Source organism: Kineococcus vitellinus, assembly GCF_009906315.1.
GTDB lineage: Bacteria > Actinomycetota > Actinomycetes > Actinomycetales > Kineococcaceae > Kineococcus > Kineococcus vitellinus.
Window position 1 is genome coordinate 1 of record NZ_JAAALL010000098.1, and the last position, 13,902, is coordinate 13,902.

A 13,902-nucleotide genomic window follows, 5' to 3' on the forward strand; every position below is an offset into this window, starting at 1 on the left:
ACGCCACCCCCGCGAGCACGCCCGCCGACGTCCCCGCCGACGTCCCCGCCAACGACCCGTCGCGCTGGAGCTTCGAGACGCTCCAGATCCACGCCGGCCAGTCGCCGGACCCGACGACGGGCGCGCGGGCGCTGCCGATCTACCAGACGACCAGCTACGCCTTCCGCGACTCCGACCACGCCGCCGCGCTGTTCGGCCTCGCCGAGGCGGGCAACATCTACACGCGGATCATGAACCCCACCCAGGACGTCGTCGAGCAGCGCATCGCCGCGCTCGAGGGCGGCATCGGCGCGCTGCTCGTGGCCTCCGGCCAGGCCGCCGAGACCCTGGCGATCCTCAACATCGCCTCCGCCGGGGACCACGTCGTCTCCAGCCCCCGCCTGTACGGCGGCACGTACAACCTGTTCCACCACACGCTGCCCAAGATGGGCATCACCGTCGGCTTCGTGGCCGACCCCGACGACCCGGCCTCCTGGGCCGCGGCGGTGCGCCCGGAGACCAAGCTCTTCTACGCCGAGACGATCTCCAACCCCGCCGGCGACGTGCTCGACATCGAGGCCGTCGCCGGCGCGGCCCACGAGGCCGGCGTGCCGCTCGTGGTCGACAACACGATCGCCACCCCGTACCTGGTGCGCCCCTTCGAGCACGGCGCCGACGTCGTCGTGCACTCGGCGACGAAGTACCTCGGCGGGCACGGCACCTCCGTGGCGGGCGTCGTCGTCGACTCCGGCCGCTTCGACTGGGCGGCCTCGGGCCGCTTCCCGGGGCTGACCACCCCCGACCCCAGCTACCACGGGGTCGTCTTCACCGACGCCGTCGGCCCGGCCGCCTACCTCACCAAGCTGCGCGTGCAGCTGCTGCGCGACCTCGGCCCGGCCGTCGCGCCCTTCAACGCCTTCCTCATCGCCCAGGGCCTGGAGACGCTGTCGCTGCGCGTGGAGCGCCACGTGGCCAACGCGCGGCGCGTCGCCGAGTGGCTCGACGCCCGCGAGGACGTGCTGTCCGTCAACTACGCCGCGCTGCCGGGCTCGCCCTGGCACGCCCAGCAGCGCAAGTACGCCCCCAGGGGCCCCGGCGCGGTGCTGGCCTTCGAGATCGCCGGCGGCGTGGACGCGGGCAAGAGGTTCGTCGACGCGCTCGTGCTGCACAGCCACGTCGCCAACATCGGCGACGTCCGCTCGCTGGTCATCCACCCCGCCTCCACCACCCACAGCCAGCTGACGCCCGAGCAGCAGCTCGCCGCGGGCGTCACCCCGGGCCTGGTCCGCCTCGCCGTGGGCCTGGAGGCGATCGAGGACGTCCTCGCCGACCTCGAGGTCGGCTTCGCCGCCGCGTCCGCCTGAGCGCCGGGGGACACTGGGGGCCGGAGCAGGCAGGCATCGTGCGGGGAGTGGTGGTCGACGACGTGGGCGCGCAGCGGGTGAGCGCGCGGCAGGCGAGCGCGCAGGAGGTGGCGCGGGAGGTGCCCGGGCAGGTGGCGCGCGCCCTGGCGCCGGCGCCGCCGCCCGCCACCGGGGCCTGGCGCGAGGGGGACCCGGTCGGGCGGCGGCGCTTCGCCGACGTCGGCGACCTGCCGCTGCAGCTCGGCGGCGTCCTGCCGCAGGTCCGCCTCGCGTACGAGACGTGGGGGCGGCCGGCGCCCGACGGCTCCAACGCCGTCCTCGTCGAGCACGCCCTCACCGGTGACGCGCACGTCGTCGGCGAGGCCGGCGAGGGCCACCCCACGCCCGGGTGGTGGTCCGCGCTCGTCGGGCCCGGCAGGGCGCTGGACACCGACCGCTGGTTCGTCGTCGCCGCCAACGTGCTCGGCGGCTGCCAGGGCAGCACCGGCCCCGCCTCGCGCCGGCCCGGTTCGGCGCGGGCGTGGGGCTCGGCCTTCCCCCGCATCACCGTCGCCGACCAGGTCGCCGCCGAGGCCCGGCTGGCCGACGCGCTGGGCGTGGCGCGCTTCGCCGCCGTCCTCGGCGGGTCGATGGGCGGCATGCGCTCGCTGGAGTGGGCGGCCGCGCAGCCCTCGCGGGTCGGGGCCGCGCTCGTGCTGGCGAGCACCGCGGCCACCGGCGCCGACCAGATCGGCGCCCAGAGCGCGCAGATCACCGCCGTCCTCGGCGACCCCGGCTGGCACGGCGGGGACTACCACGACCTGCCCGACGGGCACGGCCCGCACGCCGGCCTGGGGCTGGCGCGCCGGCTGGCGCACCTGACCTACCGCACGGCCGCCGAGCTCGATGCGCGCTTCGGGCGGGCCGCGCAGCTGGGGGAGGACCCGCTCTCGGCGCTCGCCCCGGGCCGCTACGCCGTGCAGTCCTACCTGGACCACCACGCCGACAAGCTCGTGCGCCGCTTCGACGCCGGCAGCTACGTCGCGCTCACCGACGCGCTCAACACGTGGGACGTCGGGCTGGGGCGCGGCGGGACGGAGGCCGCCCTGGCCGCCGTCGAGGTCCCGCTCGTCGTCGCCGCCGTCGACTCCGACCGGCTCTACCCGCTGGCGGACTCGGTGCGCATCGCCGAGGGCGCGCCGGCCACCGTGGGCGGCCTGCGGGTGGTCACCTCCACGGCCGGCCACGACGGGTTCCTGCTGGAGGCCGACCAGATCGCGCCGCTGGTCACCGAGGTCCTCGCCCTCGGCGCGCGCTGACCCCCGCCCGGGCTACCTGCGCACGTCGACGACCACGCCGGCCTCGACCGGCGGGTCGTCGCGATCGGCGCGGTCGGCGCCCGTGCCGTTGGCCCCGCCCGTCCCGTTCGCCGCCGCGCCGGTCGTCGCGCCGGCCCGGACCTCCCCGGGGGAGCGGTGGGTGCGGGCGGCGACCGCCTGCGGGTCGGCGCGGCCCCACTCGTGCTCCACGTCGTCGAGCAGCGCCTCCAGGTAGGAGCGCAGCTGCGTCCGGCAGGCCTGGCCGAAGGCCTTGAGGTAGGCCACCTCCTCCTGGACGTCGCGGGCCTCCTGCGCCGGCGCGGGCACGGCCTCGCGGGCGACGGCGGCCAGGGACGCCGCCTCCCGCAGGACGGTGTCGGCCTCGGCGCGCGCCTGCTGCACCACCTGCTCGTAGTGCTCGCGGGCCTCGCCGGCGATGCGGCGGCTGAAGTCCTCCGCCTCGGCGACGTACTGGTCGGCCGTCTGCTGGGCCGCGGCCAGGATGTGCACGGCCTGGACCGGCACCTCCTCCTGGGCCGGCGCCTCGCGCGCGGAGGCCGCCTCGGCGTCGGCCCGGTGGGCCTCGACCGACCGGCGCAGGGCGTGCACCTGCTCGCGCAGCTCCGCCTTCTCCGCCGTCAGGCGCTGCAGCTCCAGCTCGACCCGTCCGCGGAAGGCGTCGACCTCGGTGTCCGCGTACCCGGGGTGCACCCGGCTCGCGCGGCTGAAGCGGACGCCGTGCACGGCGGCGGGGGTGAGCCGCCACTCCGTCTCGACCCTGTCCTGGTCGCTGCTCATGCGGACACCTTCCCTTCCACGGTGGGTCCTGGTCGGCTGGGGCTGAAGGCCTCCACGTGCAGCCGCTCCGGCGGCAGGCCCTGGGCGGCGAGCGCCGAGCCGACCTGCCGCACCACCGGACCCGACCCGGCCACGAAGACCTCGCGGCTGGTCCACGGGCCGCGGGTGGTCAGGACGTCGGTCAGCTCCCCCTGCTCGGCCGAGCCCGCCCGGTCGTCGTCGGAGACGACCGCGGTGACGGTGAGCCACGGGTGCTTCTCCCGCAGGTCGTGCAGGGCGGGCAGGTCGTACAGCTCCGCCTCGGTGCGGGCCCCGAGGAAGAGGTCCACCCGCCGCACCGGCCCCTGCCGGGCCACCTCGTCGAGCAGGGCCTTCAGGGGCGCCAGCCCGGTCCCGTCGGCGACCAGCAGCAGGTCGCGGTCGGAGCCCGGGGGCAGGGTGGAGGTGCCGATGGGCGGTCCCAGCCGCAGCACGTCGCCGGGCGCCACCTGCCGCGCCAGCGCCGAGCTGACGGGCCCGCCGTCGTGCGCCTGCACGTGCAGCTCCAGCACCCCGTCGGGGCGCGGGGCGTTCGCCACGGCGTAGTAGCGCCACAGCCGCGGCCGCAGCGCGGTCTCCACGGAGATCGACTGGCCGGCCCGGAAGGGCAGCTCGACGCGGGGCCGCAGCTGCAGGACCGTGACGTCGATGGTGCGCCGCTCGCAGGAGAGCACGTCGGCCTCCCACCAGGCGGGGGCCGAGGACGCCTCCTCGGCGGCTTCCACCATGACCTGGGCGACGATGCCGTAGGCCGCCGCCCAGTCCGCGGCCAGGGCGGCGTCCCACTCGTCGTCGAAGTGCTCCAGCGTGGCCAGCAGGCTCGCCCCCACGGCGGGGTAGTGCGCGGCGACCGTGCCGAACTTGCGGTGGTCGCGCCCCAGCCCCTGCAGCACCGGCACCAGCGCGTCCAGGTCGTCCACGAGCGCGACGACCTGCCCGAGGGCGCGGAAGAGCCTGTCGCGCTGGTGCATCATCGAGACCGGGAAGAGGTCCCGCGTCTGCGGGTGGCTCAGGAACAGGTGCGAGTAGAAGAACAGCGGAGCCTCGTCCCCGGCCGCTGCGGCCTTGGCGAAGTTCCGCCGCATCCTTGCGACGTCCACGGCTCTCCTCGGCGGCTGGTGGGGCGGGGCGGCTGCGGGCTGCGGGCTGCTGCGGACCGGTGTCGGGCGGCGCAGGGCGCTCACTCCACGGCGACGGTGCGCTGGACGATCTCCTCGCGGTGGGCGCCGAGGGCCGCGCCGACCTGCTCGACGACGGCGCTCTCCACGCCCAGGTCGGTGAGCGTGCCGGCGAGGTGGGTCACCACGCGGTCGAAGTCGTCGGGGGAGATGGCCAGGCCGGCGTGCGCCTGGGCCAGGTCGCGCCCCTCGTAGCGCACCGGGCCGCCGGTGACCTGCACGAGCAGGGCCGTCTGGTGCCGGCGCAGGGCGGTCATGTCCGTGCCGGCGAAGTACGGGGCCAGCTGGGGGTCGGCCACCACGCGCTCGTAGAACTCCTGCACCGCGGTGCCGATGCCCTGCTCGCGACCCAGCTGCTCGTAGATGGACACGGGAACCCCTTCGTCGTGGCTGCCGCCGCCGTCGGCGGCGGGTTCGTCGGCCTGTCGCGCCGCGCTGGCCGGCTCCTCGGGGGGCGGCGGCGGGGCGTCGTCCGGTGCCGTGCGCTCCAGCACGTCCGCGAGCAGCGCGCCGAGCTCGTCCACGTGCGCCCGCGCGTCGGCCCGCGAGGTCTCCAGGAGCTCGATCTCGCCCCGCAGGCGCTCCTGCTGCTCGCGGCCGGCCCGCTCGAGCGCCTCCACCCGCTCCCGGGCGGCCGCCTCCAGGGCCGCGGCCCGCCGCTCGGCGTCGGCGACCAGGCGGGTCGCGATCTCGCGCGCCTCGGCCACCGCGGTGTCGGCGGTGCGCTGGGCGATCTCCAGCAGCCGGGCCGCCTGCACGTGCACGGCGGGCCCCTCGCCGCCCCCGCCCGGCTGCGGGCCCGAGGCCAGGCGGCTCTCCAGCTCGAAGCGGGCGTTGCGCGAGCTGGAGAGCTCGCTCGTCAGCACCTGGACGCTCTCGCGCACCGCGGCGACGAAGGCGTCCACCTCGGACTGGCTGTAGCCGGCCCGGCGGGCGGGCGTGAACCGCGCCGCCGCGTCGATGGCCTCGTGGGTGGTCAGGAGCACCGCGCACCGCCGGTGGGCGTGGTGCGTGCTGGCGCGGACGACGGCATCCCGCACTCCCTCGTGTGGACGGCTGGTGCGCCGGAGCGTACGCAGCCACCCCCGGTCCGTGAAGGCGGATCGGGGAACTCGTCCCGAATCGCTGCGCAGCGTGATCGCCACATGACGCTCGGCTGGCGAACGGGTGGTGGACGCGAGCCGCCCCCGGTGCGCGGGCGCCGGGGGCGGGTCGTGGAGCGGTCTCGTGGGGCAGCGGTCAGGGCGTCGTGGCCGCGACCCGCTCGTCGGTGCGCGCGTCGACGGAGCCGTGCGTGGGGTCCATCGTCCGCTCGTCGAAGGGGGCCCGGCCGGCCAGGACCTGCTCGACCCGCGCCCGGTCGACCTGGTGGGTCCAGGTGCCGATGACCAGGGTGCCGACCGTGTTGCCGATGAAGTTCGTCACCGCGCGCGCCTCGGACATGAACCGGTCGATGCCGACGATGAGCCCGACGCCGTCCAGCAGGGCGGGCTTGTGCGAGGCGAGCCCGCCGGCCAGCGTGGCCAGGCCGGCGCCGGAGACGCCGGCGGCGCCCTTGGAGGCGATGATCATGAAGACGAGCAGCGAGACCTGCTCGGAGACCGACAGCGGGTCGCCCAGGGAGTTGGCGATGAACAGCGAGGCCATCGTCAGGTAGATGGCGGTGCCGTCGAGGTTGAAGGAGTACCCCGTCGGGACGACGATGCCGACGGTGGAGCGGCTGACGCCCAGGTGCTCCATCTTGGCGATGAGGCGCGGCAGCGCCGTCTCGGAGCTGGACGTCGAGACGATGAGCAGGATCTCGCGCGCCACGTAGCGCAGCAGCGAGAAGATCGAGATCTTCGTGACGACCTTCAGCAGCACGCCCAGCACCACGAGGATGAACAGGGCGCACGTGGCGTAGAAGCCGAGCATGACGATGCCGAGCGCCTTGAGGGCGTCCACGCCCGTCTCGCCGACGACCGCCGCGATCGCGCCGAAGGCGCCGATCGGGGCGACCCACATGACCATCGCGAGGACCTTGAAGACGATCTTCTGGATCGCCTCGATCGCGGTCAGCGCCCGCTCGCCGGTCGTGCCCAGGCCCTGGATCGCGAAGCCCACGAGCAGCGCGACGAACAGCGTCTCCAGCACCGAGCCGTCGGTCAGCGCCGACGGCAGCGAGGTCGGGATGATCCCCAGCAGGAAGTCGACCGTGCCGCCGGACTCCTCGGCCAGCTCGGCGCGCTCGGCCCCGACGCCGCGCAGCTCGTCGGTCAGCTCCAGGTCCGTGACCGGCAGCAGGTTGCCGACGACGAGGCCGATGGCCAGCGCGAACGTCGACATGACGACGAAGTAGAGCAGCGCCGTCCCGCCGACCCGGCCGACCTGGGCGGCCTTGCGCACCGAACCGATGCCCAGCACGATCGTGCAGAAGATGATCGGGGAGATCATCATCTTGACGAGGCCGACGAAGCCGTCGCCCAGCGGCTTCAGCGCCGTGCCGGCCTCCGGGAAGACCAGGCCGACGGCGATGCCGAGCGCCACCGCCACGATGACGGCGATGTAGAGGAAGTGGGTGCGGTCGCGACCCCGTGCGGCGGTGCCCGCCGACGGTGCGTTCTGAGCGCCTGTGCTCATGGGACCCTCTCGGAAGCTTCGGGGAACGTCCTGCTGGAGGTGATGGTGCTCACACCGGGACCCGCCGCACGTCCTTCTGGTCGTTTCGTGCACTGGACCCTGGCCTCCAGGGTGCTCGTGCTGCAGCTGCTCGTCCTGTCGGTCGTCGTCGGCGGCGCCACCACCGCGCTCGTGTGGCAGCTGCGCGAGGACACCCGCCGCGACGCGGCCGCGCTCGTCGCGGACGTCGCCGCCTCGCTGGCCACCGCCCCCGACGTCCGCGACGGCCTGGCCGTGCCCGGGGGCACCACCGACCCGGCGCTGGCCGGCGCCCGCGCCGCGGTCGCCCGGCACGCCGAGGACGTCCGCACCGCCACGGGCGTGGACTTCGTCACCGTCATGGACCGCGACCGCGTCCGCTGGTCGCACCCCGACCCCGCGCAGATCGGCCGCCGCTTCCTGGGCCACACCGGGGCCGCCTTCGCCGGCGGGCGGGTCGTGGAGACCTACACCGGCACGCTGGGGGAGTCCGTGCGCGCGGTGCTGCCGGTGCGCGACGACGGCGGGCGGGTCGTCGGCGCCGTCGCCGTCGGCGTCACCACGCGCTCGGTGACCGCGGACCTGCTCGCCCGGCTGCCGGTGCTGCTGACCGCGCTGGCGCTGGCCGTCGCGGTGGCCGTCGCGGGCAGCTTCGCGCTCTCGCGCTGGGTGCGCCGGCGCACCCACGGCCTGGAGCCGGCCGACCTGACCCGGCTGTGGGAGGTCAACGACGCCGTCCTGCACTCGCTGCGCGAGGGGCTCGTCGTCCTCGACGCCGCCGGCCGGGTGCAGGTCGCCAACGACGAGGCGCGCCGGTTGCTGCCGGCCGGCGCCGACGGCGCGCTCGTGCTGCCCCCGGCCGTGCAGCGGCTGGCCACCGCCGGCGAGGACGTCGTCGACGACGTGCAGGTCACCGAGGACCGCGTGCTCGTCGTCAGCCGCCGCGACGCCCGCTGGGAGGGCCGGCGCGTCGGCACCGTCATCACCCTGCGCGACCACACCGAGCTGCAGGCCCTCACCCGCGACCTCGACGCCGTCCGGGGCCTGGCCGAGGCGCTGCGCTCGCAGGCCCACGAGGCCGCCAACCGGCTGCACGTCGTCGTCACCCTCGTCGAGCGGGGCCTGGCGCAGCAGGCCGTCGCCTTCGCCACCGCCGAGCTGGCCGCCGCCCAGCAGCTCACCGACCTCGTCGTCGCCGACGTCGCCGACCCGGCCGTCGCGGCCCTGCTCATCGGCAAGTCCGCGCAGGCGGCCGAGCGCGGCGTCGAGCTGGAGGTGGAGCCGGACACCGCGCTGGCCGAGGGCCTGCTGCCGGCGCGCGACCTCGTCACGGTCGTCGGCAACCTCGTCGACAACGCCGTCGAGGCCGCGCTGGCCGGTGCGCCCCCGCGCTGGGTGCGGGTGCGCACCACCGCCGATGCCGCAGCGGTGCGGGTGCGCGTCACCGACTCCGGCGAGGGCCTGCCGGCCGGCTGGCTGGAGCGGGCGATGCAGCGCGGCTGGTCGCGCAAGGAGCACCGGCTGGCCCCCGAGGGCGCGCACGGGCTGGGGCTGGCCCTGGTCGGCCAGGTGGTCCGCCGCCACGGCGGCACGATCGCCGTCGAGGAGCCGGTGACCCTCGACGACGGCGGCGGCACGATCGTCGTCACCCTCCCCGTCCCCCCGCCCGGCCCGCCCGCCGCGGGCGCGCCGGGGGCGGCCCGCACGGCCGGGCAGGTGCCGGCGTGATCCGGGTGCTCGTCGTCGAGGACGACCCGCTGCTGGCGGCCGGGCACGCCGAGGTCGTCGCCGGCGTGCCCGGCTTCAGCGTCGTCGCCGCCGTGCACTCCGGCCGCGAGGCGCTGGCCGCCGTCGGCGCGGCCGGCGCCGACGCGCCCGTCGACCTCGTCCTGCTCGACATGACCCTGCCCGACGTCGGCGGCCTGCAGGTGCTGCGCGCGCTGCGGGCCGCGGCCGTGCCCGCCGACGTCATCGCGGTCACCGCCGCCCGCGACCCGGCCGTGGTGCGCCAGTCGCTGTCGATGGGGGTCGTGCAGTACCTGCTCAAGCCGTTCACGGCGGCGGCGCTGGCCGACCGGCTGCGCGCCTACGCCCGCTTCCGCGCCGACGTGGCGGCCGCCGCCGGCGAGCACGGCATCGACCAGCACGCCATCGACGAGGCGCTCGCGCAGCTGCGCACCTCCGCCGCCCCCGGTCGCGGCGTGGCGGCCCCCACCCTGCAGGCGGTCGTGACCGCGCTGCGCGAGGCGCCGGCCTCCGCCGGCTTGTCGGCCGCCGAGGTCGCCGGGGCCACCGGCCTGTCCCGGGTCAGCGCCCGCCGCTACCTGGAGCACCTGACGGCGGCGGGGCGGGTGCGGCGCGAACCGCGCTACGGCGGTTCGGGGCGCCCGGAGCTGGCGTACCTGCCGACGCCGGCGCTGTGAGGGGTGGTGCCGGGCTCAGCGCGCCGGGGAGCTGAGCTCGTGCGGCGGCAGCAGCGCGGGCGGTGCGGCCTCGCGGGCGCCGGCGAGCTCGGCCAGGTCGGCCGGCGGCACGGGCCGCCCGAACAGCCAGCCCTGCGCCAGCGGGCAGCCGAGACCGACGAGCAGCTCCGCCTGCTCGTCGGTCTCCACGCCCTCGGCGACCACCTGCAGCCCCAGCGAGCGGGCCAGCGACAGCAGCGCCGCGAGCATCCCGGCCCGCCGGGGGGAGGTGGTGATCTCCGCGATGAAGCCCGAGTCCAGCTTGAGGTAGTCCGCCGGCAGGGTGTCCAGGCGGCTGAAGGAGGAGTAGCCCGTGCCGAAGTCGTCGATGGCCACGCCGACGCCGTGCCCGCGCAGCTCCTCCAGCGCCTGCAGCGCCGCGCCCGAGGAGCCGTCGAGCAGGCTCTCGGTGACCTCCACGACGAGCAGGTCCGCGGGCCAGCCGGTGGCCCGGCAGACCTCCAGGACGGAGTCGGCGTAGCCGCGCGCCGTCAGCTCCCGGCCGGAGACGTTGACGGTCAGCAGCAGGTCGCGCCCCCGGGCGTCGCGCAGCACCCGGGCGCTGCGGCAGGCGTCGACCATCACGGCGCGGCCCAGCTGCGCGATGAGCCCGGTGCTCTCGGCGACCGGCACGAACTCCAGGGGCGGGACGGCGCCGCGCACCGGGTGCGTCCAGCGCGCCAGCGCCTCGACGCCGACGAGGCCGCCGCTGGCGGGGGAGACCACGGGCTGGAACCAGGCGCGCACCTGGCCGTCGGCGACGGCCCGCGCGAGGTCGCGGGCCAGCTCGACGCTGTCCAGGTCGTCCAGGCGCGAACGCCCGCGCCCGCCGGCCTTGGCCGCGTAGAGGGCGGTGTCCGCGCGGCGCACGAGGTCGGCGCCGCTCTCGCCGGCGCAGAGCTGGGCGACGCCGGCCGACAGCCCCGCGCCGTGCGCCCGGGTGCGCAGCCGCTCCACGGCCGCGAGCGCCGCCCGCCCGTCGTGACCGGGCAGCAGCAGGGCGAACTCGTCGCCGCCGTAGCGGGCCAGCACGGCGTCGGCGGGCAGCGCCGCGGCGCACTGGTCGGCGATGCGCTGCAGCAGCGCGTCCCCGGCGCCGTGGCCGCCGCCGTCGTTGACGGTCTTGAAGTGGTCGACGTCCAGCAGCGCCGCCGACAGCGGCGCCGTGCGCCCGGCGGCGACCGCCGCGTCGAGGGCGACGTCGAAGCCGCGCCGGTTGAGCAGGCCGGTGAGGCCGTCGTGGCTGGCGTCGGAGGCGATCCGCACGAGCAGCGCGGTGACGGTGGCGACGACGAGGCAGACGACGCCCATCGCCACCCCCACCCCGGTCGTGACGCCCTCGCGGTCGCACAGTGCCCAGGAGGCCGCGGCGAACAGCACCGCCAGGTGGGCGCTGCCGTGCTGCCAGGGGAAGAAGAACATGACGTCCACGGCGACGAGGACGTACACCGTGGAGATCGCCAGCGCCGTGACCGTCGTCGGGCACAGCGGCACGGCGAGGGTGATGAGCAGCGTCCCCAGCAGCAGCACCGCGTGGTAGGCCAGCCGCGGCAGCCGCCGCCCGGCCACGAGCAGCCCGGCGCCGGTGAGCACGGCCGTGCCGGCCAGGGCCAGCAGCACCAGCCGGTCGTGGCCGTCGGGGAAGTGCGCGGCGAGGATGACCGCGAGCGCCGCGGCCCCGCCCGCCACGAAGAAGGTGCCGGCCGTCAGCCCCATGACCCGTGGCGTGGCCAGGGTCGGGGCTGCCGGGGAGCGGAACACCCTCCAGGGGTCGGCGCGGGCGGCGCTCGTCTGGAGGTCGGCGCGGAGGCGCCACCCGGGCGGCGCAACGCGGCGGCCGGGGCCTAGGGTCGCTCCCGTGGCAGCAGCGGAGCGCATCACCGACAGGATCGTCCACCACGGCGAGGGGCCGTGCTGGTCGCCGACGTGGGGCGGCCTGAGGTTCGTGGACATGACCGAGGGCGACGTCCTCACCCTCGCCGCGGACGGCTCGACGAGCCGGCGGCACTACGGCGAGGTCGCCGCGATCGTGCGCCCGCGCACCCGCGGCGGGGCGGTCGTCGCCGTCGAGCGCGGCTTCCTGCTCGAGGACGCCGACGGCACGCTCAACCCGCTGCCGGAGCTGTGGAGCGCCGACGCGGGCGTCCGCATGAACGAGGGCGGCTGCGACCCCGACGGCCGCTTCTACGCGGGCTCCATGGCCTACGGGGGGACCGAGGGCCGCGGCACGCTGTTCCGCCTGGACCCCGACGGGTCGGTGACGACGGTCCTGGAGGGCGTGACGATCTCCAACGGCCTCGGCTTCAGCCCCGACGGCACCCTGGCCTACTACAACGACACCCAGACCGGCCGCACCGACGTCTTCGACTACTCCCGCGAGGGCGGGCTGGTGGACCGCCGGCCGTTCGCGCAGGTCGACGAGGGCGCCGGCGTCAACCGCCCCGACGGGCTGTGCGTGGACGCCGAGGGCGGCGTGTGGACGGCCCTGTTCGGCGGCTCGGCGGTCCGCCGCTACGCCCCCGACGGGACGCTGGACGCCGTCGTGGAGGTCGGTGCCCGCCAGGTCACCGCGTGCACCTTCGGCGGCGAGGACCTGAGCGAGCTGTTCATCACCACCTCGCGCGAGAACCTCGAGGACGACGACGACCCGGCCGCGGGCAGCGTCTTCCGCCACGTGCCGGGCGTGCGGGGCCTGCCGGTCCTGCCGTTCGCGGGCTGAGCCGGCGGGGCACGGTCAGAGGCCCGGGTCAGGAGGCCGGGGTCTCCACCCGCACGGGCGGCTCGGGGGCCGGGGAGCCGCCGTCGGTGCGCCCGGCGGCCTCGTCGCGCAGCCGCTGCGCGAACTCCTCGGCCATCATCAGCCGCTCGCGCAGCTTCCCGACGCGGGCGTCGGCTGCCGCGCGGAACTCGTCGAGCCTGGCGAACAGCTCCTCGCGCGGGGTGTCGGAGGGGACGCGGCCGTCGAGGGCGTCCAGCACCGACAGCAGCTCGCGCATCTCGTCCAGGGAGAAGTCCAGGGGCTTCATCCGCTTGAGGATGAGCAGCCGGTAGACGTCCATCTCGGAGTAGAGGCGGAAGCCGCCGGGACTGCGGTGGGCCGGGCTGACCAGGCCCATCTCGTCGTAGTAGCGGATGGTGCGGAAGCTGTAGCCGACCCGTTCGACGACCTCGCCGATCTGCATGAGCCCGGACGCGGACACGGACACCTCCTCCGAGACGGGTGTGCTGCGCCCCGGCGGCGGCACGACGGTCGATCGTAACGGCCGCACCGCCCGCCGGTCCCCTCCCGCGGGCCGCCACCACCCGTGCGGCCACCGGTGCGGCCACCGGTGCGGCCACCGGTGCGGCCACCCGTGCGGACGCGCGGCGGGTCAGTGACCGGCGCCGGCCTCGTACGAGGTGCCCTCGGCGCGCTCGTAGGACGCCCTGATCTCCTTCTCCGCCTCGTCGCGGCCGGACCAGTTGGCGCCCTCGACGCTCTTGCCGGGCTCGAGGTCCTTGTAGGTCTCGAAGAAGTGCTGGATCTCCAGGCGGTCGAACTCGCTGATGTCCTCGAGGTCCTGGATCTTCTCCCAGCGCGGGTCGCCCGCCGGGACGGCGAGGACCTTGTCGTCCCCGCCCGCCTCGTCGCGCATGTGGAACATGCCGATGGCGCGGCAGGTGATCAGGCAGCCGGGGAACGTCGGCTCCTCGAGGATCACCAGGACGTCCAGCGGGTCGCCGTCCTCGCCGAGGGTGCCCTCGATGAACCCGTAGTCGTGCGGGTAGCGCGTGGAGGTGAACAGCATGCGGTCCAGGCGGATGCGCCCGGTCTCGTGGTCGACCTCGTACTTGTTGCGCTGACCCTTGGGGATCTCGATGGTCGCGTCGAACTCGATCGGGGTGCTCACGTGGCTCCTCTCGCGGGGCCTGGCGACCCCGTCCCTGTGCGGCCCGCCGGGGGTCTCCCGGCCGGCGGTCCGCGCTAGTGTCGCGCAGGCCGCCACCCACGGACCACCGCGGGGCGGGCGGGAGCAGACGTGGACGGGGGAGCCGGAGCGGTGCGCAGAGCCGTCCTCGCCGCGGCCGGGTTCGCGGCCGCCGCCGCTCTCGCGGCCGGCTACGCCGGCCTCGACGCCGCCGGCGCCGTCCCCGGCCCGCTGACGAC

Annotated in this window: 12 protein-coding genes; 5 read left to right on the top strand and 7 right to left on the bottom strand. The window is 76.1% G+C overall.

Translation table 11 applies throughout. The annotated features are described in order from the left end of the window. Positions 1–86 precede the first annotated feature (86 nt). Both GTQ99_RS10620 and metX read left to right on the top strand, forming a co-directional pair. Positions 87–1,343, top strand: a complete 1,257-nt coding sequence (locus tag GTQ99_RS10620) for a bifunctional o-acetylhomoserine/o-acetylserine sulfhydrylase (RefSeq protein ID WP_166615714.1) — start codon at positions 87–89, stop codon at positions 1,341–1,343. Between the two features lie 107 nt (positions 1,344–1,450). Continuing rightward, positions 1,451–2,641, top strand: a complete 1,191-nt coding sequence (gene metX / locus GTQ99_RS10625) for a homoserine O-acetyltransferase MetX (RefSeq protein ID WP_420814544.1) — start codon at positions 1,451–1,453, stop codon at positions 2,639–2,641. A 12-nt stretch (positions 2,642–2,653) separates the two neighbouring features. Here the strand turns inward: metX and GTQ99_RS10630 are convergent, their stop codons facing one another. The 4 genes from GTQ99_RS10630 to GTQ99_RS10645 all read right to left on the bottom strand — a co-directional run bounded on the left by GTQ99_RS10630 (position 2,654) and on the right by GTQ99_RS10645 (position 7,275). Further along, positions 2,654–3,439 (bottom strand): DivIVA domain-containing protein, encoded by a 786-nt coding sequence (locus tag GTQ99_RS10630; RefSeq protein WP_166615705.1) that lies wholly within the window; start codon positions 3,437–3,439, stop codon positions 2,654–2,656. Then, positions 3,436–4,578: a globin domain-containing protein gene (locus tag GTQ99_RS10635; protein WP_166615706.1), complete on the bottom strand. Its 1,143-nt coding sequence runs from the start codon at positions 4,576–4,578 to the stop codon at positions 3,436–3,438. The genes GTQ99_RS10630 and GTQ99_RS10635 overlap by 4 nt, the downstream gene beginning before the upstream one ends. 80 nt (positions 4,579–4,658) lie before the next feature. Then, positions 4,659–5,642 (bottom strand): globin domain-containing protein, encoded by a 984-nt coding sequence (locus GTQ99_RS10640; RefSeq protein ID WP_166615707.1) that lies wholly within the window; start codon positions 5,640–5,642, stop codon positions 4,659–4,661. A gap of 253 nt (positions 5,643–5,895) precedes the next feature. Then, the gene (locus GTQ99_RS10645; RefSeq protein WP_166615708.1) at positions 5,896–7,275 is read right to left on the bottom strand and encodes a cation:dicarboxylate symporter family transporter; all 1,380 of its coding nucleotides are present in this window, start codon (positions 7,273–7,275) and stop codon (positions 5,896–5,898) included. An 87-nt stretch (positions 7,276–7,362) separates the two neighbouring features. Between GTQ99_RS10645 and GTQ99_RS10650 the strand changes: the two genes are divergently transcribed. Both GTQ99_RS10650 and GTQ99_RS26850 read left to right on the top strand, forming a co-directional pair. After that, positions 7,363–9,021: an ATP-binding protein gene (locus tag GTQ99_RS10650; RefSeq protein WP_205707211.1), complete on the top strand. Its 1,659-nt coding sequence runs from the start codon at positions 7,363–7,365 to the stop codon at positions 9,019–9,021. After that, positions 9,018–9,716, top strand: coding sequence for a response regulator (locus GTQ99_RS26850; RefSeq protein ID WP_166615710.1), 699 nt, complete (start codon positions 9,018–9,020; stop codon positions 9,714–9,716). The genes GTQ99_RS10650 and GTQ99_RS26850 overlap by 4 nt, the downstream gene beginning before the upstream one ends. A 15-nt stretch (positions 9,717–9,731) precedes the next feature. Here GTQ99_RS26850 and GTQ99_RS10660 read toward each other — a convergent pair whose 3' ends face one another. Beyond that, positions 9,732–11,471 (bottom strand): putative bifunctional diguanylate cyclase/phosphodiesterase, encoded by a 1,740-nt coding sequence (locus tag GTQ99_RS10660; protein ID WP_166615711.1) that lies wholly within the window; start codon positions 11,469–11,471, stop codon positions 9,732–9,734. A 142-nt stretch (positions 11,472–11,613) separates the two neighbouring features. On the opposite strand from GTQ99_RS10660, the gene GTQ99_RS10665 reads away from it, so the two are divergent. Beyond that, on the top strand, positions 11,614–12,474 hold the full coding sequence (locus GTQ99_RS10665) for an SMP-30/gluconolactonase/LRE family protein (RefSeq protein ID WP_338074906.1): 861 nt from the start codon (positions 11,614–11,616) through the stop codon (positions 12,472–12,474). A 28-nt stretch (positions 12,475–12,502) separates the two neighbouring features. On the opposite strand, the gene GTQ99_RS10670 is transcribed toward GTQ99_RS10665, so the two are convergent. Next, a complete protein-coding gene (locus tag GTQ99_RS10670; protein WP_166615713.1) occupies positions 12,503–12,955 on the bottom strand; it encodes a MerR family transcriptional regulator in 453 nt (150 codons plus the stop codon). 171 nt (positions 12,956–13,126) lie between these two features. Beyond that, positions 13,127–13,633 (bottom strand): inorganic diphosphatase, encoded by a 507-nt coding sequence (locus tag GTQ99_RS10675; RefSeq protein WP_166615716.1) that lies wholly within the window; start codon positions 13,631–13,633, stop codon positions 13,127–13,129. Between the last annotated feature and the right edge of the window lie 269 nt (positions 13,634–13,902).

Bases quoted from the DNA above. Each gene is read 5' to 3' on its own strand.
- GTQ99_RS10630 (WP_166615705.1), bottom strand. From the start codon at position 3,439: ATGAGCAGCGACCAGGACAGGGTCGAGACGGAGTGGCGGCTCACCCCC.
- GTQ99_RS10660 (WP_166615711.1), bottom strand. From the start codon at position 11,471: ATGGGGCTGACGGCCGGCACCTTCTTCGTGGCGGGCGGGGCCGCGGCG.
- GTQ99_RS10645 (WP_166615708.1), bottom strand. From the start codon at position 7,275: ATGAGCACAGGCGCTCAGAACGCACCGTCGGCGGGCACCGCCGCACGG.